The sequence below is a fragment of the Shewanella carassii genome (assembly GCF_002777975.1).
In the GTDB taxonomy this organism is placed as follows: domain Bacteria; phylum Pseudomonadota; class Gammaproteobacteria; order Enterobacterales; family Shewanellaceae; genus Shewanella; species Shewanella carassii.
Genome location: NZ_NGVS01000023.1, coordinates 254,857 through 274,183, shown reverse-complemented (window position 1 = coordinate 274,183; position 19,327 = coordinate 254,857). Strand labels below are relative to the sequence as shown.

General features: G+C 53.5%; 13 protein-coding genes and 2 pseudogenes. 7 read left to right on the top strand and 8 right to left on the bottom strand.

Features of this window, described 5'->3' with window-relative positions; all coding sequences use genetic code 11:
• The first annotated feature begins 37 nt into the window (after positions 1–37).
• The 4 genes and pseudogenes from CBE72_RS12210 to CBE72_RS12195 form a co-directional block, all read left to right on the top strand.
• Positions 38–2,083 carry a dipeptidyl-peptidase 5 gene (locus CBE72_RS12210; RefSeq protein WP_100143746.1) on the top strand — a complete coding sequence of 682 codons (2,046 nt, stop codon included), beginning with the start codon at positions 38–40 and terminating at the stop codon, positions 2,081–2,083.
• A 210-nt stretch (positions 2,084–2,293) separates the two neighbouring features.
• Positions 2,294–4,063 carry an acyl-CoA dehydrogenase family protein gene (locus tag CBE72_RS12205; RefSeq protein WP_100143745.1) on the top strand — a complete coding sequence of 590 codons (1,770 nt, stop codon included), beginning with the start codon at positions 2,294–2,296 and terminating at the stop codon, positions 4,061–4,063.
• A 181-nt stretch (positions 4,064–4,244) separates the two neighbouring features.
• A pseudogene (locus CBE72_RS12200) lies at positions 4,245–4,373 on the top strand (transposase); the annotation flags it as partial.
• A 47-nt stretch (positions 4,374–4,420) separates the two neighbouring features.
• A pseudogene (locus tag CBE72_RS12195) lies at positions 4,421–4,546 on the top strand (IS3 family transposase); the annotation flags it as partial.
• 212 nt (positions 4,547–4,758) lie between these two features.
• Here CBE72_RS12195 and CBE72_RS12190 read toward each other — a convergent pair.
• The 8 genes from CBE72_RS12190 to cmoA form a co-directional block, all read right to left on the bottom strand.
• The gene (locus CBE72_RS12190; RefSeq protein WP_100143743.1) at positions 4,759–5,655 is read right to left on the bottom strand and encodes a LysR family transcriptional regulator; all 897 of its coding nucleotides are present in this window, start codon (positions 5,653–5,655) and stop codon (positions 4,759–4,761) included.
• A gap of 58 nt (positions 5,656–5,713) precedes the next feature.
• Complete coding sequence (locus CBE72_RS12185; RefSeq protein ID WP_229671823.1) at positions 5,714–6,784, bottom strand: DUF3541 domain-containing protein; 1,071 nt, start codon at positions 6,782–6,784, stop codon at positions 5,714–5,716.
• A complete protein-coding gene (locus CBE72_RS20325) occupies positions 6,744–8,582 on the bottom strand; it encodes a M3 family metallopeptidase (protein ID WP_157929081.1) in 1,839 nt (612 codons plus the stop codon). The genes CBE72_RS12185 and CBE72_RS20325 overlap by 41 nt, the downstream gene beginning before the upstream one ends.
• Complete coding sequence (locus CBE72_RS12180; protein WP_039032903.1) at positions 8,554–9,501, bottom strand: alpha-L-glutamate ligase-like protein; 948 nt, start codon at positions 9,499–9,501, stop codon at positions 8,554–8,556. The genes CBE72_RS20325 and CBE72_RS12180 overlap by 29 nt, the downstream gene beginning before the upstream one ends.
• A gap of 1 nt (position 9,502) precedes the next feature.
• Positions 9,503–11,008, bottom strand: a complete 1,506-nt coding sequence (locus tag CBE72_RS12175; protein WP_100143741.1) for an inactive transglutaminase family protein — start codon at positions 11,006–11,008, stop codon at positions 9,503–9,505.
• Positions 11,009–11,016: 8 nt separating this feature from the next.
• Positions 11,017–11,781 (bottom strand): ATP-dependent zinc protease family protein, encoded by a 765-nt coding sequence (locus CBE72_RS12170; RefSeq protein WP_100143740.1) that lies wholly within the window; start codon positions 11,779–11,781, stop codon positions 11,017–11,019.
• Positions 11,782–11,842: 61 nt separating this feature from the next.
• The gene (gene cmoB / locus CBE72_RS12165; RefSeq protein WP_100143739.1) at positions 11,843–12,811 is read right to left on the bottom strand and encodes a tRNA 5-methoxyuridine(34)/uridine 5-oxyacetic acid(34) synthase CmoB; all 969 of its coding nucleotides are present in this window, start codon (positions 12,809–12,811) and stop codon (positions 11,843–11,845) included.
• The gene (cmoA, locus tag CBE72_RS12160) at positions 12,808–13,539 is read right to left on the bottom strand and encodes a carboxy-S-adenosyl-L-methionine synthase CmoA (RefSeq protein WP_071237650.1); all 732 of its coding nucleotides are present in this window, start codon (positions 13,537–13,539) and stop codon (positions 12,808–12,810) included. Before cmoA ends, cmoB begins: the two co-directional genes overlap by 4 nt.
• Before the next feature lie 147 nt (positions 13,540–13,686).
• Between cmoA and CBE72_RS12155 the strand changes: the two genes are divergently transcribed.
• From CBE72_RS12155 to CBE72_RS12145, 3 genes are all read left to right on the top strand, one after another.
• Positions 13,687–16,503 (top strand): diguanylate cyclase domain-containing protein, encoded by a 2,817-nt coding sequence (locus CBE72_RS12155; protein WP_229671776.1) that lies wholly within the window; start codon positions 13,687–13,689, stop codon positions 16,501–16,503.
• Between the two features lie 188 nt (positions 16,504–16,691).
• A complete protein-coding gene (gene aspS, locus CBE72_RS12150; RefSeq protein WP_100143738.1) occupies positions 16,692–18,473 on the top strand; it encodes an aspartate--tRNA ligase in 1,782 nt (593 codons plus the stop codon).
• 106 nt (positions 18,474–18,579) lie between these two features.
• The gene (locus CBE72_RS12145; RefSeq protein ID WP_039032909.1) at positions 18,580–19,326 is read left to right on the top strand and encodes a YebC/PmpR family DNA-binding transcriptional regulator; all 747 of its coding nucleotides are present in this window, start codon (positions 18,580–18,582) and stop codon (positions 19,324–19,326) included.
• Position 19,327: the final 1 nt, after the last annotated feature.

The following is a 19,327-nucleotide window of genomic DNA, read 5'->3' as shown; positions in this document are numbered from 1 at the left end:
TTTGCATTGCAATCTACAACCAATAAGAAGATTTATAATGAAAACCAACCCATTGTTGATGGCGCTGCTCGCCGCAGGACTGGCTCTGCCGGCGCTGGCTGCCGATAAAGCCCCTTTTACTGTCCAGGATCTGGTCAAGCTTAATAAACTTCATTCTGCCGCTGTATCCAATGACGGCACCAAGCTTATCTACGGCCTGAAAAAGGTTACCGATGATGGCAGCAGCTCAGATCTCTATCTGTTGGATCTCAGTGACAAGAATGCGGCTCCCAAGCAGCTGACGTCGGCACCGGGCACCGAACACGATGTGGCCTTTAGCAGCGACGACAAGCAAGTCTATTTTATCGCTGCCCGTGATGGCAGCAGCCAACTGTATCGCTTGCCGCTGGATGGTGGCGAAGCCCAGGCCGTATCTGATCTACCTCTGGGTATTGACGGCTACAAATTATCGGCCGATGGCAAACAGGTGGTGATGAGCATTCGTGTTTTTCCCGAGTGCGACACCCTGGAATGTTCAAAAGCCAAGTTTGATAAAGAAGCCGAGCGCAAGAGTACTGGTCGTGAATACGATCAGCTGATGGTGCGTCACTGGGATACCTGGTCTGATCATGCCCGCAATCACCTGTTTGTAGCGCAGCTTGAAAACGGCAAGCTGGGTAAGCCGTTGGATGTGACCCAAGGCCTGGATACCGAAACCCCGCCAAAGCCATTTTCCGGCATGGAAGAGGTGACATTTAGCCCGGATGGCAAATACATAGTCTATAGCGCCAAGGCACCGAGCAAAGATCAGGCCTGGACCACCAACTACGATCTCTGGCAGGTGCCAGTCACAGGTGGCAAGGCCAAGAATCTCACCGAAGATAACCAGGCCTGGGATGCTCAGCCGGTGTTTTCCGCCGATGGCCGCTATCTGGCCTATCTGGCGATGAAAAAGCCCGGATTCGAGGCCGACAGATACCGCATCATGCTCAAAGACACAGTCACGGGTCAGAGCAAGGAAGTGGCGCCTATGTGGGACAGAAGCCCAGCCTCACTGAGCTTTGGTAAAGACAACAACACCCTGTATGTGACCGCTCAGGATCTGGGCCAGGTATCTGTCTTCGCCATCAACACTCAGTTTGGTGATGTACGCACTATTTATAACGATGGCAGCAATAGCCTAGTGGGGCTGGCGGGCGATCGTTTGATCATCAACCGTAAGTCGCTGATAGAGCCGGGCGATCTCTACTCCATCAATATGGATGGACAAGATCTGACCCGTTTGACTGAAGTCAATAAGGCCAAGCTGGACAAGGTCCAGTTCGGTGAGTTCGAGCAGTTCAGCTTCAAGGGCTGGAACAACGAAGAGGTTTATGGTTACTGGCTCAAGCCGGCGAACTTCCAGAAAGGCAAGCAGTATCCGGTGGCCTTCCTGGTACACGGCGGCCCACAAGGTTCATTCGGCAACAGTTTCAGCTTCCGCTGGAATCCACAGTTGTGGGCCGGTGCCGGATATGCCGTGGTGATGGTGGATTTCCACGGCTCTACCGGCTATGGTCAGGCTTTTACCGATTCCATCAGCCTGGATTGGGGCGGTAAGCCTCTGGAAGATCTGCAAAAAGGTCTGGCTGCGGTTGCCAAACAGCAGAAGTGGATCGATGCCGATAACGCCTGCGCCCTCGGCGGCTCCTACGGCGGTTACATGATGAACTGGATCCAGGGTAACTGGAATGACGGTTTCAAGTGCCTGGTTAACCACGCGGGCTTGTTCGATATGCGCTCTATGTACCATGTGACAGAGGAACTCTGGTTCCCAGAACATGAGTTTGGCGGCAGCTATGAGCAGGCCAAGGATCTTTATGAGAAGTTCAATCCGGCCAACTATGTGGAAAACTGGAAGACTCCTATGCTGGTGATCCACGGTGAGAAAGACTTCCGGGTACCTTACGGTCAAGGCTTGGCGGCGTTCAGCTATATGCAGCGCAACAATATCCCTTCTGAGCTGCTGATCTATCCGGATGAAAACCACTGGATCCTCAACCCCAATAACCTTGAGCAGTGGTATGCCAAGGTACTGGGTTGGATGGACCGCTGGACCAAGTAAAGGACAAGAGTCTCTTTAATTGGAACAAACCGGCCATTTGGCCGGTTTGGTTTTTTATGGGTATGATCACGACTAAGATTGAAGGCTATTTTGGTAATTGGTGTTGGATGGCTGTAGTTTTGCCCATTCTACCTTTGGCGGATTGTATTGCGGCGGCAACTGAGTTAGATTGAAACAAGTGTTTAAATCCAACGTTTAAAGAGTCTGTAGATGAATCCCTATCAAGCCCCGTTAACCGACATGCGCTTCTTGCTTGAGCATGTCTTTGATGCTGAACAAACCTGGTCTTCATTACCGGCAATGGCCGATGCGGTCGATATGGATACTGCCGCAGCCATTCTCGAAGAAGGCGCTAAACTGTGCCGCGATCTTATCCATCCTATAAACCGCAATGGTGATGAACAAGGAGTCAGTTTCGAGGCTGCTAAGGTGATCACACCCGATGGTTATAAAGAGGCCTATGCCGAGTTTGCTGCAGGTGGTTGGGTAGGGTTGTGCGGCGATCCTGAGTTGGGCGGTATGGGGATGCCGAAAATGCTCGGTGTTATGGTCGATGAAATGGGCTATAGCGCCTGTAACGCCTTTACACTTTACAGTGCACTGACAGCCGGGGCGGCGTTGTGTATTCACGCCCACGGCAGTGAGGAGCTCAAGGCCAAATATCTGCCTAAACTCTACTCCGGTGAATGGGCCGGGGCCATGGATATGACAGAGCCTCAGGCTGGTTCGGACTTGCGCAATATCCGCACCCGCGCCGAACCGACCGACAGTGGCAGTTTCCTTATCAGTGGTTCAAAAATTTTCATCACAGGTGGCGATCAGGACTTGACCGAGAACCTGGTTCACCTGGTGCTGGCCAAGATCACCGGCAGCAAAGGCATCTCGCTGTTCCTAGTTCCTAAGTTCAAAGTGGCCGATGACGGCAGTTTGGGCGAAGCCAATGGTGTAACCGTCGGCGCCATAGAGCACAAGATGGGTCTCAAGGGCTCGGCGACTTGTGTGATGAATTTTGATGGTGCCGAGGGTTACCTTATCGGCGAGCCTAACCGTGGCCTGGTGTGCATGTTCACCATGATGAACTATGAACGTCTGTCCATAGGTATTCAGGGGCTTGGCAGTGCTCAGGGCGCTTATCAAATGGCGGCCGACTATGCCAAAGAGCGCCTCCAGGGCGTCGCTGCCGGCGGCTCACCCACCGGCAGCGATTCAGATCCTATTTTGGTACACGGCGATGTGCGGCGCATGCTGCTGAATATTCGCGCCATGACAGAAGCGGGTAGGGCCTTGGCCATGCTCACAGGTAAACAGCTGGATCTGGCCAAGTTTGCCGAAGATGAAGCGGTTAAAGCCAAGGCTAGTCGTTACGTGGGTCTCTTGACTCCGGTCGCTAAGGCGTTCCTGACCGATCGCGGTCTGGACGCTACCATATTGGCGCAGCAGGTATTCGGTGGCCACGGCTATATTCGTGAGACCGGCATAGAGCAGTTAGTGCGTGATACCCGTATCGCCCAGATTTATGAGGGCACCAATGGTATTCAAGCCATCGACTTTTTGGGACGTAAGCTCACAGGTGACCGTCTGGCGACCTTGAATGAGTTTATCGCCGATATCAAGGTTGATATGGCGAGCTTCGAACAAGTATCAAATGAGCAGAAACAGCGCGTTGAAAGCCTGTTTGACCAGTTTGCCAGCGCGATTGCCGCTATTAACGAGCAAAAGGGCGATAAGCCTGCGCTCATTAACGCCTTGGCGGTTGAAGCCTTGGATGCCTTTGGTTACATACTCTACGGTTACCTGTGGCTGTTGATGGCAGATAAGGCTCTCACTGCAACCGATACCCTTGAGCCAGGCTTTGCCGAGGTCAAGAGCCAACTGAAGGAGTTCTACTTTGCCAAGTTGCTGGCCAAGGCCGATTTCCACTTGAGTCAGCTGGCCGGTGGTGATGACAGTGTGATGGCCCTTGCGCCCGAGCTGTTCTGATAACATAGAAGTATTCAAGCTGAATCGAAAGAGCCGCTAAAAGCGGCTCTTTTCTTGTATAGAGCCCCCCACCAGCTAGGCTGGTGGTTCCGTAAAGCTTTCAGCTATGTAATGGCATAGTGAATTTGGCCATCTAAATAGACGAAGTGATAGACTCACTTCTCGCAAATGGGTGGCAGATATGAAGAACACAAGACCGACATTCAGCGCTGAGTTTAAGCTAGAGGCTGCTCGGCTAGTAACAAAGCAAGGCTACAGCGTGGCAGAGGCTGCAACCGCAATGGGAGTCAGCAATTCAGCCATGCGAAAGTGAGTAAAACAGCTCCAACAGGAACTACAAGGCGATTCCCCCAAAGGCTCACCAGATACGTGACGGGGTATTACAGTCAGCTTAGACCGCATCAATATAACGGTGGGCTGACACCAAACGAGTCAGAGCGAAGATACTGGCTTGAATACAAAAACGTGGTCAATTTAACTTGACCACTACAGTTACAGAAATAACGCGCAAGATTATTTTCAAATTTCCGGGGCTTTTGTCAAAACCTCAATAATGCGGTGTGAAAAACCGGCGTTATCGCTCTCTCCCGGGACTGTTCGAGTCATCTTCTAACTGATATTCATGAAGTCATACCATAGGGACACAGGGTAAATATGAAGTTGCTCCGTTTTTCACTATTTATAATGAGCCAGATTTATACTGGGCCCGATTTATGTTGAGCCAGGATCAGTGATTCCAGCAGCTTACAGGCCGGGCCCTGTTTGTCTCTCTGTGGCACTACCAGACTGAGCAGTATCTTGCGGCTGCTGGAGCCTTTGAGGCTGAGGCGTACCAACTCTCCATTTTCCAACTCCTGCTTGACCAGATGCGCCGGGATCCAGCAAAAACCTATGCCTTTGGCCAGGATCACCTTGGCTTCGTGGAAGTTGCTGACGGTCCAGCGCTGCTCGGCCTTGAGCCAGCCGATTTCCTGCTGACTATTGACGCCGGTATCTTTGATCACAATTTGCAGATGCTGGGCCAGCACTCTGTCATCTTCAATTTCCACTTGAGCCGCCAGCGGATGGGAAGGGTGGCAGAGCAGGTAGAAGTCCAAGTCGCAAAGGGGCTCAGAGATATAACCCATGGGCGGGGTACCGCAAATCGCAATATCCACCTGATGGTTTTTGATCATCTCCTGGGTGCCGCTGATCACAGTGTCCCGCACTGTGACCCGGGTTCCGCGACTCTCGGGCAGAAAGGCGGCCAGCGCCTCGGTCAGGGTTTCCATGGGGTAGACCAGCTCCCTGGCGATGCTCAGACTCGGCTCCCAGCCCTGTTCCAGATTGCTGGCGAGCTGCTCCAATTCCCCCACAGCCTGAGTGACGTGACGAGAGCGGCGCAGCAGTACTTCGCCGCATTCGGTCAGATAGGCCTTGCGACCACGCACTTCGAGGAGTTGGATCCCCAACTGATGCTGCAGCTTGGCCACAGCATGGTTGAGGGATGATTGGCTCTTGTTGAGCTGCTCGGCGGCCTGGGCGTAACCACCGAAGTCGACGACGGCCTGCAGGATCCGCCACTGTTCCAATGTGGACTTGGGTCTGTTCATTTTCTAAAAACTCGTCAGATTTCGGCCTATCATGGGTGGAAACTGCCAGTTTTTCAAACTATTTAGCCTTTTTCGTCGACTCGGTCGCCTGTTTGACCGACTCGAGTGGCGTCACCTGCATCGGTAGGTATTTCCGGGTCGCCTTGAGCTCACTCAAATAGGGGCCTTTATGCAGTTTTTCCGGCCATTTGAGCAGCATCATCGCCAGCACATTACGGTGTTCACCCAGGGCCAGCGCCGGGTTGCCTTTGGGGGAGCGAATAAAGTCCACCTCAGGATCGAAGGATTTGATGATGTGCGCCTGGGTGGCTTTCACCATGGGATGATCTTTGCCCTTGCCGGCGAGCAGATAGCTTATTCCTACTTCGGCAATAATATCGTCGGTGGCATCACTGAGGATTCGCTGGCGGTTGGCTTCGAAGTAATCGAGGATCCAGGCGAACTCCTTGGCATCAACCGGGTGCTGATAGTATTCGCTGGCGGCGAAGATAAAGTGAGTCATGCCATAGAGCTTATTGCGATATTGTGCCTTACTGAGCTTGCCATCTTCGGCATCGGGGTAGACACGTTTGAAGGCGGCTTTGTAGTCTTCCAGGTAATCGCCAACGCCAAGTTGCTTGGCCCAGTAGACGTAGTTGACCAGCTGCGCCGCCCAGGCTTCAATCATGGCTTCGTCGGTCAGACCGTGCTGTAGATCTGTACTCTTGAGCCCTTTGAGCAACTTGTCGTGGCAGGGGCCGGTAAAACCAAACTCATTTATTCGGCTGGCGTAGCGCAGCAGCACATCGGTATAAAACAGAAATTCGGGGAAGGGTTTGAGCGCTTTTTTGCGTGCCTTGGCCCGGGGGCCATTGCCTAGTTGGGATATCGCATTGAGCGATTCACTTTTGACAAATTCAGGGTCGTCCAGCTGGCAGGCATAGAAGCTTTGCGCTTCAGTGACCGCAAACAGATCCACCAAGGCGGCGTTGGCGTACTGCTCGTCACCTGTCATCCGATAGAGGCGGATCCCGTAATGACCCTGCACCCTAGGGGGCAGCTGGTAGAGATGCTGCTCCAGATTCTGCTGAATGCGTTGATAAACCTCGTCAGCGCTGGGCTGGCTCTTGGCGGCCAGGGTACTGCTCATCACTCCCAGGCAGAGGGCAAGTGTCAGTTGACCGGTTCTCTTGAGTATTGGCATCGCGTATCCTCCGGATGAGTGTGGCCGCATCGGCAGCGCCAAACAGGCTTTGCAAACGGGCGGCCATAGGTTGGGCTGATTCGTTGACCAGCAAGAGATCAAATAGTTGCGCCGGGTTGCAGCCCCGGGTGTGAACATCTATCGCTTTGGCAAGTTGCTGTTGCCAGAGTCCGAGATAATAGAGCGGCCCCTGATCGCTGATGGCGCCAAAGCTGTAGCTATAGTCACTGACTTCGGGCCAGGAGCCATTAAAACTGGCTTCAAACGCCTTGTGTAGCTGTGGGTATTGGTTGTTGCCAAGGGATTCAAAGCTGGCGAGGGCCACTTTGGCGCGAAACACCTTGAGCTGCTGCTGGTATTCTTCGGCCAGTTGTTCGCGCGAGCCGGGAGCCGGCTTGAGTGAGAACGTAAGGGCGCCGCTCAGATAACGTTCCAGCCAGGCTTTGCCCACTCCGGCGCCATCCTGAGGTAACTCCAGACTGTTGTTGAGATAATAACGGCCGCCACCACTGAGTTGGGCTATGGCGGCGCTCAGGGAAGAAACTGCGGTCTGATAGTCCTTGAGCTTCACTTGCTGAGGCTTAAGCACCAGCTCGCTCTGGCCGGTTTGTTGGCCGACAACGGCGCGGCGCAGCATTTTATGGCGGTTGTGTTTACCTTCGCTGATAAGCAGTTCACCCAGCAGCCGACCATGGTGATACACCCTGAGCCAGTCGTCGTTAATCCGCTCTGCGGTTAATCCCAGCGGTTTGAGATGGTCAAACAGGGCTTTTAGTACTTCAGAGCCTTTGAGTGCGACCATTTGGGTCGAGTGGGCCTGTTGTAACTTGCGACCCAGATCCCAAGGGGCGTAATCCAGTTTTTGAGTGCTGGCATCGAGAAACTTGGCCACATCGCTTGGCGTGCTCAGCAACTGAGAACTGAGGATAAAATCACTGTAGCTCGGGTAACCGTGCGCCTTGGCTTGCTCTTGTCTCAGGGCAAACACAGATGACAGCGGCAGTTGATTGCGTAGTCTGGCGCGGCCCTGATAAGTGCGCCAAACCTTGGCGCGACAATCACTATCTGCCTGTTGCATCAAGTAAGAGGCAATATTGACTGCAAAAAAGCCGGGCTTTTGGGCTGATTGAGCGGCTTCCTGCTCCGCTGAATCCTCTTCGGGATTGAGAGCCTGTTGCATGCCGGGCAGGGCACATTGTCCTAACTCCAGCTTGAGATCGTCACTGCGCATTCCCTGGCGAATGCTGGCCTGGGCGCCATGAAGACGTGCCTTTTCCTCTATGCCCAGATGTTGTTGCATCAACCAGTCCAACCTCTGGGCCAATGCCTGAAGCTGTGGCTCATCATCCTGGTTCAGTTCGGATGTCAGGCTTATCAGCGCCGGTTCGCTCAGGAATCTATCCATGGTGTCGGCCAGTTTCAACTGACACTGCAACAACAGCTCATGCTGCGCCGCTGACAGGGGAAAACTCCGATAATAACCGAGGCGGTCATTGATATTGTGCAGCCCGAGGGTTTGCCGCTCCAGCAGCTGCAGATCCTGAAATTCAGGTTGAAAATTGCTGCTGTATTCGACACATTGAGCCGTCAGCAAGGGGACGGCATTAGGCGCGGCCAGGGCGGGGAAAATGCCCGAGGCCATTGTCGATGCCAGCAGCGAAGCCAACACCGACAGTGGCAGCCTGGACTTGAGGCGAGACGGACTCAGGCCGGAGTTAGCGGCTGGCAAAGTGCTTCTTGGCATAAGCGACCCGTTCTTCCACTGACATGGGTTTGCCCGTCATTCTTTCCACATGCTGCAACCTTGGCAATATCCCCATGCCATTGGCTATCTGGATGGCAAGCCCGGGTCGGGCGTTGAGCTCCAGCAGCAGTGGTCCCTTGTTTTGATCCAGTACCATATCGGTTCCCAGATACCCCAGTTCGCACATCTCATAGGCACTTGAGGCCGTGTGCAGCAAGGTGTCCCAATGGGGCACCTCGATTTCAATCAGGTTACGCCCCGTATCCGGATGCAAATCGACCGGGCGGTCAAACTGCACCGCATGCAGGCCACGGCCGGTGGCGATATCCAAGCCGACACCAACCGCACCCTGGTGCAGGTTGGCCTTGCCATCGGAAGCGGCGGTGGACAACCTGAGCATTCCCATCACAGGAAAACCCTTGAACACTATCAGGCGGATATCCGGAACCCCTTCATAGCTGAAGCCATCGAATACGGGATCGAACTCAATCAAGCCCTCAATAATGGCCACATCCGGCTTGCCACCGAGGGAGAACAGGCCGCTGAGGATATTGGAAACGTGGCGATCGACCTCGCTCGGGGTGACTTCATTGCCGTTGGGCTTATAGAAGCGACCATTTTCCACATGGGTGATCACCAAGATCCCTTTGCCGCCCGAGCCTTTGGAGGGTTTGATCACAAAGCCGCTACGATCTTTTACCTGCTCGGGAATGCTATTGATACCGTGTTGCTCGCGCACCACGCCTATCAGATCGGGTACGGCAATATCATTGGCAAGCGCCAGTTGCTTGGTGGTGAGCTTGTCGTCCACCCGTTTGTAAAACTTGCGCGGATTGTAGCGGCCAATATAGTCGATATTGCGCTTGTTCATATTCAGCACGCCAGCGCGGCGTAGCTGCCATGGCCAGGCAAAATTCATTTTATTCTCCTGCCAGTGGCTTGAAGCGCTTGAGCTCCAGCAGTCGATAACCCGTGTACTGCCCCATCAGCAGCACCAGTGCCAGGATCACCAAATGAATACCCAGGAAGTTGAACACCCAGTGCTGTACCCAAGTGGCGCTCATGGCCAGATAAGCCAGAGTGGCTACCAGGAGTGAACCGCCACCTTGCACCATCACCTCTTTGGCGCCTTCCTCTTCCCAGAGGATAGACATACGTTCAATGGTCCAGGCGAGAATGATCATTGGGAAGAAGGTGATAGTCAGTCCTTCACTGAGGCCAAACTTGTACGACAGCAGGGTAAACAGGCCTATGATACCTATCACCACTATGATAACCGCCGATATTCGCGAAATCAGCAACAGGTTCAGATGCGATAGATAGGAGCGGATCATCAAGCCAAAGGCCACAATCAGCAGGAAACCTATCAGGCCGGTCAGCAGTGTGGTCTGGATAAAGGCCAGGGCGATAAGCACAGGCATGAAGGTACCTGAAGTCTTGATGCCTATGATAACTCTAAGGAATACCACCATCAGCACTCCGATGGGGATCAGCAAAATACCCTTGAACAGGCTCTGCTCTTCCAGCGGAAGTTGATAGAGGGAAAAGTCGAAGGCGCTGTTTTTGGCCATCATATCAATGGAGGTCGCCAGGGCTGAACGTGTGTCTTTCAGCATGGAGAAGTTGACCTGGGAGTTGCTGCCACCCAGTACGTCCAATACCGATTTACCACTACGCTCCCACAGCACCATGTTTTCCGGACGGCCCTCTGTGCCTTTGACCAGATCGAACAGGTGCCATTTACCGTCCTGATAGACTTCGACAAAGGGAGACAACTGTTGCCGACGGCGCTGATCTTCCAGATACAGCCCATTGACTTCCTGAGTCGGGATACCGCGGCTGTTGAGCATATGGACAAACAGCTTGGTGGGTGAGTTAGCCGAGAGCAGCAGTTCTATATTTTGACTGCGATCACGGCCAGCAATGGCGCGCATGAGCTCGCGGGCAAAAGAGAGGTTACCGGCACTGCGGGACCAGGCTTCGTTCATGACCTGTTCGGCGGCGGCTTCCTCGGTCGCAGACCAGATATAAGGTGCCGGGGGCAGGGGTTCTTCCTGAGCCTTGAGTTCCTCACGGCCTGTGGGGATCAGGGTGACCTTGTAATAGAGATCCTGCTGGCCATTGGCTTGGCGAATAGACCAGAGCGCGCGGCGGCCCTGTTCATTGTTGCTGATGGTCAGGCCATAACCCGGGGAGGTGGCGTTTTCCATCAAGACTTCAAATGCCGGATCCTGTGGCAGAGAAAAAGAGACTTCTGCCGGGCCTCCTGTACCCTGAAAGCTTACCTTGGCATCGATTGCCCAACTCTGTACCTGCTCACCGGGCAGGAAGGGGACATTGTGCTCAATACCGCGATAAATACTGGCGCTGAGCCCAACAATAAACAGCAGAGCTACCACCAGGTAGAAAGGTTTCCGTGAATGCATTACCGCTCCTATTTATGGCTCGAAATCACTAAGTCTTTGGCTTTACCGTGCAGGTAAGCTTGGCCTACATCGACAACGGCTATGTCTTTCATAAACTTGCGGCCGAGCAGTAAAGGGTATTCGAGGTGACTGCGGTCGGTAAGGTTAAGGTCGGTTTCGGCAGCATATTTGCCTATTTTGAGGTGGGCATGGATCACCGGACGGCGATCGTCTTTTTCATCGGCCTCTTGCTTGATACGGACAAAACGCACCACCTTGGATTCGAAGGTTTTTCCCGGTGCATCCGCGCCATTGATCATCACATCGAATCTCACCCACTGAGCGCCATCACGCTCAAACAGAATAATGTTGCGGGCATCGAGTGAAGAGGATTCGGCGCCGGTATCGATACGGGTATCGAAGCTGGCATTTAACTCATCGATAAAGACGCTCTCAACTTCGCCGAGAACATATTTGTCGCCAATGGGCGAAGCTTCACAGGGCGCAGGGACTTCAACTTCCTTGATAATTTCCTTGGGGGGCTGCTGCAGTTTCTTCACCTGCTGTTGCAGGCCTTCAAGTTGAGTATTCAAGGCATCCAGATGCTGCTGTTGTTGATTCTGAGCCTGGGCAATCACATTGACTATGCTGGCTTCCTGAGAGGCGAGGTTGGACTGCAAGGTCTGGGCGTCGACCGGCACTGGGGCATTTGCCACTTCCTGAGTGCTGGCGCAGCCGCCGGCAAGTGTTGCCATGGAGGCCATGACGGCGATTGAAATCATCTGTTTCAACATGTTGCTTCCTGTATTCTGTTTTCCAGATTGCGTCACTTATATTGGGTTCGGTGAACTCGACTTACTTAATTGCGATAAAGGTGGCCCGTTTGGGGGCGGGGTAACCTTCCACTGTTAAATTGATGTCGGTCGGATCGAGGTAATCCACCAGAGATTCGTTGCGCATCCAGGGCGTGGAGCGTTGCTCGGCCAGTGAAGTGACATCGACATCGACACAGCGAACCTCACGAAAATCGCACTTCTCAAGCCAAAGTTGCAACGCGGCAACGGACGGAATAAACCATACATTATTCATCTTGCCATATCTATCCTGGGGCACGAGTACGGCATTTTCATCACCATCTATGACCAAAGTCTCCAAAATGAGTTCACCTCCGGTTCGCAATTGATCACGCAATTGTAACAAGTGGTCAATGGGAGAGCGCCTGTGGTACAGCACCCCCATGGAGAACACAGTATCGAAGGCATCCAGTGGTGGCAGTTCTTCTATACCCAAAGGCAGCAGGTGCACCGGCGGAGTGCCGCCGGCGAGGCGTTTGACCGCTTCGAACTGGCATAAAAATAGTGAAGAGGGGTCGACACCGACCACCATTTTGGCGCCTTCACCATACATGCGCCACATGTGATAACCGCTGCCGCAACCCACGTCCAGCACAGTCCTGCCTGCCAAAGGGCTGATATGAGGCGCGACCCGCTCCCACTTCCAATCGGAGCGCCACTCGGTATCGATATGAATGCCGTGAATATGAAACGGTCCCTTGCGCCAGGGGTGCAGCAACTGCAGCAGGTTTTCCAGTTTTTCCCGTTGACCAGCAGCCAGTTGCTCACCTGAGCCAATGGTGACACTGTCTTTGAAATCCAGCCGGTCGGGGGCGGGGTAGTTGAGCTTGGCGAGCACTTTCTCCCACTTGGGCAAGGCGCCGTGCTTGTGCTCTCTTTGCCAATCGCCGAGTTTGGCTGGCAGTGTTTCCAGCCAATGCTGCAGATTAGAGTCGGCAATCTGTTGATAGAAGTTACTGAAACTGATCACTTGATAGCTACCATGGATGTGAAATTGAAGCACTGAAACCAGACACCGTAATGGGCAAAACCGGCCTGGGATAATCTGTTGTAGTGATTGTCGAGTTGATCGGGTTTCATCACGTTTTCCAGTGCGCTGCGCTTTTGGCTGATCTCCAACTCGCTATAGCCATTGGCGCGTTTGAAATCCAGATGATGTTCATCCAGTACTTGCTGGATAACTTCATCGCCGAAGCGGATTTTCTCCGACAGCACCAAGGCGCCACCGGGTCTTAAGCCGGCATATATTTTCTGGATCAGGGTATCGCGATCCTCGGGCGGCAGAAACTGCAAAGTAAAATTGAGTACCACCAAGGAGGCGTCTTCGATGGCGATATCACGAATATCACCACAAATAAGCTGCACTTGGGTATCGCTGACATAAGCATTGAGATACTCTTGGCAGCGCTCGGTCATCGCCGGTGAGTTGTCGACGGCGATAATCTCGCAGCCCTTACCTTCAATGCGCCGACGAATACTCAAAGTTGCCGCGCCAAGAGAACACCCTAAATCATAGACTTTACTGTCTTGTGTCACAAAGCGTTCGGCGAAGTCGCCAATGGTGTTGATGATCTGGCCGTAACCCGGCACAGAGCGGCGGATCATATCGCTGAATACGCCGGCTACCCTGTCATCAAAAGCAAAGTCTGAGACCTGACCGCAGTCAGTCGCATATATGGTGTCTTGAGAAGTGTTCATCTGAAATCTTGTGCGGGAAAATCAGTGGCGCATTTTAGCTAATCCCGCCTGAAAGCAGCAAGTGTGCTCTGGTAATTGACGCAAATTTTTTGTCTAATAGCTCGGGAATAACAAAATAATTACATTGCCTTACCAGGAAATAAGCACTTGAAATCGCTGACCTCTCTTTTGAGTCTATTGTGTGTGCTCGTATGTCTGCCGCTGGACGCGGCCAATCAAACGGTTTCTCCCGCCAAGCCACTCGTTATCGTGATGGGGGAGGACAGTTATCCCTACCAATTTGTTGATGATACCGGCCAGCCTCAGGGGATATTGGTGGACCTTTGGCAGGAATGGAGCCGGGTCAATCAAAGGCCCATCACACTGGTGGCGCGGCATTGGGACGATTCCCTGAAGCAGCTTAAAGAAGGCAAGGCGGATGTGCATCTGGCGTTGGCGCTGACCCCGGAGCGCGAAGCAGAGTTTGAATTTGCCAAGCCCATCAGTCGTATTGATACCTACCTCTATCTGCACTCTGAACTGAGGCACAAGGATAGCTTTGATAAACTGCTGCCGTACCGGATAGGGATAGTCAAAGGCTCATCCCACGAGTCGGATCTTAAGGCGTTGGAACCCGGACTGGCATTTACCTTCTATCCCGGACGTAATGCGTTGCTCAACGCCGTATCCGCAGGAGAAATCAAAGCGTTTGCCGGCATGGATGGTTATCTTCGTGACCGGCAGTTGGCGCGCAGTATTGCCCAGCAATATCCCACCGCCAATCGGATGCTGATCAAGCATTCACAAGTGGCACCGGCTGTTGCCAAGGGCAAGCAGGCCTTAGTGGCCGAAATCGATAGTGGCTTTGCCCAGATCACTCCTGAGTTTATCATCCAGACCCAGAGGCGCTGGCTGGGCTATCATGCCGAACAGCATGGGATCACGGTTGCCATGCCACTGAATATGGAGCCGTTTTCCGATCTTGGCCCGGATGGTTTACCCCATGGCCTGTATGTGGATATCTGGCACAAATGGTCTGCCAAAACCGGGGTACCGGTGGAGTTTGTTGCCGGTAGCATGAACAGTACTCTGGAGCAGGTCAAACAGGGTATTGTCGACGCCCATATAGGCTACCCGGAAAGTGATGACCTCAGCTCCGGACTCAAACGTGCCTGGCACTTACACACCCAAAGCAGCCGTCTGTTTCTCAAAGGCCAGGTGGTGGATTCGTTGGCACTTTTGGATGGCAAACGCTTAGGCATTTTCCCATCATCGCCCTATATCACAGAGCTGAAACAGGCCTTGCCCAAGGTACAGCTCAAGTATTTTGACTCTCTCGATGCCATGATCAACGCCGCCGACCGTGGCGATATCTCAGGCTTTGTCTCGCCCTCGGCCTGGACGCAGCACTATCTGTTGACTCATGGACTCTGGGCCGGTTACCAACAAGCACAAGCCTTGCAGTTCAGCTCAGATATCTATGTGTTGACCCGCAGGCAGGATGAGGGCCTGACCCAAAGGCTCATCGCCGGCTTTAACCTGCTGACCCGCAATGAGTTGGCGGCGCTGGAAAACAAATGGATGCTCAATAGTGACGATCATGTTTACAGCAGGGAGCAGAGTCGGCTGCCATTGACTCAGGCCGAGCTAGGCTATCTTGATAGTTTGCCCGAGCTTAAAGTGGGCTATCTCAAGGATTGGCCACCCTTTGAATTCAAGGATGAGCAGGGGCAGTTTGCTGGAATTAACGCCGATGTGATGACTAGGGTGGCGCAGCAGTTGGGGCTAAAACTGCTGCCCGTGGCTTTCGATGAGTGGCGCGATCTTCTCAAGGCGCTTGGCAGCGGCGAAGTGGCGATGGCGGCCAGTCTGGCGGCGAGAGATGAACAAAATGTCACGCTGGCTTTTTCTGATGGTTATTGGCCATCGCCCTGGGCCATGGTGTCTACTGCCGAACATTTGAATCTTTATAGCTTGGGGCAACTCAATGGCCAGCGGGTGGCGATTGTCGAAGGCTATCAGCTCGCCGGTGAACTCATGGCCAAGAGCCAGGGCATAAGCCCAGTGTTGGTGCCCGGTATGCGTGAAGGATTGGAGGCGGTCAATCAGGGAAGGGCGGATCTCTTTATCGATAAAGTGGTGTCACTGGCCTCGGCACTTTCTACCGGGCAATATCCGGCGCTGAAGATGAACCTGATAACCGACATGGCCGATCAAAAGAGCCATATTGGTGTCACACCCGGCTATAAGCCCTTGGTGCCTTTGATTAATCGGGTAATAAGCGGTATAGATAACAGCCAACGGCAAAGGATCCATGAAAAATGGGTTGGCACTGTGATCACCGATAAGAGTCAACAATATAAGACATGGCTGGGCTATTTTCTGCTGGCACTCTTGATTGCACTGTTTATTGTGCTGCTGGTATTACAACTCAATCGACGTCTCAGTCGGGAAATTACCCTAAGGCGTGAGGCAGAGCTCAAGATGGCACACCTTGCCAATCACGATCCGCTCACCGGCTTACCCAACAGGGCACTGCTCGATGACAGGCTGGAGCAGGCATTTTTGCAACATGCCAGGGAGCAGGAGCGTTTTGCGGTGCTGTTTTTGGATGTCGATGGCTTCAAAGCCATTAACGATACCTATGGTCATGAGGTGGGTGACAGAATGTTGGTGCTGGTCACCCAGCGCCTGGCCGCCGTGATCCGCAAATCTGATACACTGGTGCGCTTTGGCGGTGACGAGTTTGTGGTGATCCTCAATAGAATTCAGGATTTCGATGCCGTCTGTCAGGTGGCGGATAATTTGATCCAATCGCTTGCCGGGCCACTCAAGTGGCAAAACATCAGTGTACAGCTGTCGCTCAGTGTCGGGATCAGCGTGTATCCGGTGGATGGCGACAACGCCATCGAACTGCTCAAACGGGCCGATCAACTCATGTATCGCGCCAAAGAGAGTGGCGGCAGTTGTTATCGTAGTGCCTGATTGTTGTTATTTTGAACGCTCGTGCCTTGACCTGGTTTCAGCCACTGGTCAAAGGGAGCAAACTGTTTGATACTTCACCGTCTGAAAGTGAAGTACTTTGGTAAGCGGCAGATTTTCTCTATAATGCCGCTCTTATCGTGTTGAATCGTTCCAGAGCTCAGCAGGCCGGAATAAAGGATATAAAGCAGATGCGCAGTCATTATTGTGGGGACGTAAACAAGTCCCACGTTGGACAAGAAGTGACCCTGGTGGGTTGGGTAAACCGTAGCCGCGACTTGGGTGGTGTGGTGTTTTTGGATCTCCGGGATCGTGAAGGATTGATCCAGGTAGTATATGACCCGGACTTGCCTGAGGTTTTCGATGTCGCCAGCACACTGCGCAGCGAATTCTGTGTCCAGGTGAAAGGTGTGGTCAGAGCCCGTCCCGACAGCCAGGTCAACGCTCATATGCGTACCGGCGAAATCGAGGTGCTGGGTAAGGAACTGACCATAATCAACGCCGCTGACCCTCTGCCGCTGAGTATGGATAACTTCCAGAACAACAGCGAAGAGCAGCGTCTTAAGTATCGCTATCTGGATCTGCGTCGTCCGGAAATGGCCCAGCGACTGATTTTCCGTGCCAAGGTCACCAGTGCCGTGCGTCGTTTTATGGACAGCAATGGTTTTTTGGATATCGAAACCCCCATTCTGACCAAGGCCACGCCGGAAGGCGCCCGTGACTATCTGGTGCCAAGCCGCACTTACAAGGGGCAGTTTTTCGCCTTGCCTCAGTCGCCTCAGCTGTTCAAACAGCTGTTGATGATGTCAGGTTTCGACCGTTACTACCAAATCGTCAAGTGCTTCCGCGATGAAGACTTGCGCGCCGACCGTCAGCCTGAATTTACCCAGATTGATATCGAAACCTCTTTCATGAGCTCTGAGCAGGTGATGCAAAAGACCGAGGAGATGGTGCGCGGTCTGTTCCTCGAATTGCTCAACGTGGACCTGGGTGAATTCCCGACCATGACCTATGCCGAAGCCATGCGCCGTTTCGGTTCCGACAAGCCGGATCTGCGTAACCCACTGGAACTGGTGGACGTGGCTGATTTGGTCAAGGATGTTGAGTTTGCGGTATTCAACGGCCCGGCCAACGATGTTGAAGGCCGAGTGGCGGTTATCCGGGTGCCGGGCGGCGCTGAGCTGTCCCGTAAGCAGATAGACGACTACACCAAGTATGTCGGTATCTATGGCGCCCGCGGTCTGGCCTGGATGAAGGTCAACGACCTGGCTGCCGGCATGGAAGGCATTCAGTCACCTGTGCTCAAGTTCCTCAATGAAGATATCGTCAAGGCGCTGCTGGAACGCACCGGCGCGCAAAGCGGCGATATCATTCTGTTTGGTGCCGACAAGGCCAACGTGGTTGCCGAAGCCATGGGCGCGCTGCGTCTGAAGCTGGGTGAAGATTTCAACCTGCTCCAGGGTGAGTGGGCGCCGCTGTGGGTGGTGGACTTCCCTATGTTCGAGAAGGCCGACGGCCGTTTGTACGCAGTGCACCATCCGTTTACCGCGCCGCGGGGCGTGACTCCGGCCGAGCTGGAAGCCAACCCGGCCGAGACGGTATCCGACGCTTATGATATGGTACTCAACGGTACCGAACTCGGTGGCGGCTCTGTACGTATCCATAATCAGGAGATGCAGGCCACAGTATTCCGTATTCTCGGGATCACAGATGAAGAAGCCAAAGAAAAATTCGGCTTCCTGCTGGAAGCGCTGCGCTACGGCACACCACCGCACGCAGGTTTGGCCTTCGGTCTCGACCGTCTGGTAATGCTGATGACAGGCGCCAGCTCGATTCGTGACGTGATGGCGTTCCCGAAAACCACTACCGCAGCCTGCCCGCTGACGAATGCACCGGGTGAGGCCAATCCACAACAACTGGTGGAATTGGGTATCAAGGTTGCTGAAAAGGCGGCCGACAAAGCTGAAGTCTGAAGGACTGAGCTTGAAGTCATAAAAGTGTGAATCAAACCGGGGCATAAGCCTCGGTCTGTTTTTTTACCGGTTTGAATTTAAACCGGTATTGAGAGGAGATATACCTATGGCAGGTCATAGTAAATGGGCCAACATCAAACACCGCAAGGCCGCTCAGGATGCCAAGCGCGGTAAACTGTTCACCAAACTTATCCGCGAGCTGACAGTATCAGCCCGCGAAGGTGGCTCAGATCCGGACTCTAACCCCCGTTTACGTGCCGCTATCGACAAAGCGCTGTCCAACAACATGACCCGTGACACAGTCGATCGTGCGGTTAAGCGCGGTGCTGGTGAGCTCGACGGCCAGGCGCTGGAAACCGTAGTTTATGAAGGTTATGGCCCAGGCGGCACCGCCGTTATGGTCGAGTGCATGACAGACAACCGCAACCGCACTGTGACCGGCGTACGTAATGCCTTCAATAAGTCCGGTGGCAACCTGGGGACAGACGGCTCAGTGGCGTATCTGTTCACCAAGCAGGGCGTTATCAGCTACGAAGAGGGCGTTGATGAGGATGCCATCATGGAAGCCGCGCTGGAAGCCGGCGCCGAGGATGTGGTCAGCAATGATGACGGCTCTGTGGATGTATACACTGCACCTGCCGATTTCGGTGCGGTAAAAGATGCGCTGGATGCCATTGGGGTTGAAGCGGTGAATGCTGAAGTGACCATGGTGCCATCGACCAAGGCCGATCTGGATGAAGATACCGCCGCCAAGTTCCTGCGTCTTATCGACACACTGGAAGATCACGACGACGTTCAGGAAGTTTATCACAACGCGGAAATTGCCGATGATGTGATGGAACGCCTCGGCTGAT

What these genes read in the sequence shown, in the direction of transcription:
- CBE72_RS12210 (WP_100143746.1), top strand. Translation starts at nt 38, where the DNA reads ATGAAAACCAACCCATTGTTGATGGCGCTGCTCGCCGCAGGACTGGCT.
- CBE72_RS12205 (WP_100143745.1), top strand. Translation starts at nt 2,294, where the DNA reads ATGAATCCCTATCAAGCCCCGTTAACCGACATGCGCTTCTTGCTTGAG.
- CBE72_RS12190 (WP_100143743.1), bottom strand. Translation starts at nt 5,655, where the DNA reads ATGAACAGACCCAAGTCCACATTGGAACAGTGGCGGATCCTGCAGGCC.
- CBE72_RS12185 (WP_229671823.1), bottom strand. Translation starts at nt 6,784, where the DNA reads ATGAGCAGTACCCTGGCCGCCAAGAGCCAGCCCAGCGCTGACGAGGTT.
- CBE72_RS20325 (WP_157929081.1), bottom strand. Translation starts at nt 8,582, where the DNA reads ATGCCAAGAAGCACTTTGCCAGCCGCTAACTCCGGCCTGAGTCCGTCT.
- CBE72_RS12180 (WP_039032903.1), bottom strand. Translation starts at nt 9,501, where the DNA reads ATGAATTTTGCCTGGCCATGGCAGCTACGCCGCGCTGGCGTGCTGAAT.
- CBE72_RS12175 (WP_100143741.1), bottom strand. Translation starts at nt 11,008, where the DNA reads ATGCATTCACGGAAACCTTTCTACCTGGTGGTAGCTCTGCTGTTTATT.
- CBE72_RS12170 (WP_100143740.1), bottom strand. Translation starts at nt 11,781, where the DNA reads ATGTTGAAACAGATGATTTCAATCGCCGTCATGGCCTCCATGGCAACA.
- cmoA (WP_071237650.1), bottom strand. Translation starts at nt 13,539, where the DNA reads ATGAACACTTCTCAAGACACCATATATGCGACTGACTGCGGTCAGGTC.
- aspS (WP_100143738.1), top strand. Translation starts at nt 16,692, where the DNA reads ATGCGCAGTCATTATTGTGGGGACGTAAACAAGTCCCACGTTGGACAA.
- CBE72_RS12145 (WP_039032909.1), top strand. Translation starts at nt 18,580, where the DNA reads ATGGCAGGTCATAGTAAATGGGCCAACATCAAACACCGCAAGGCCGCT.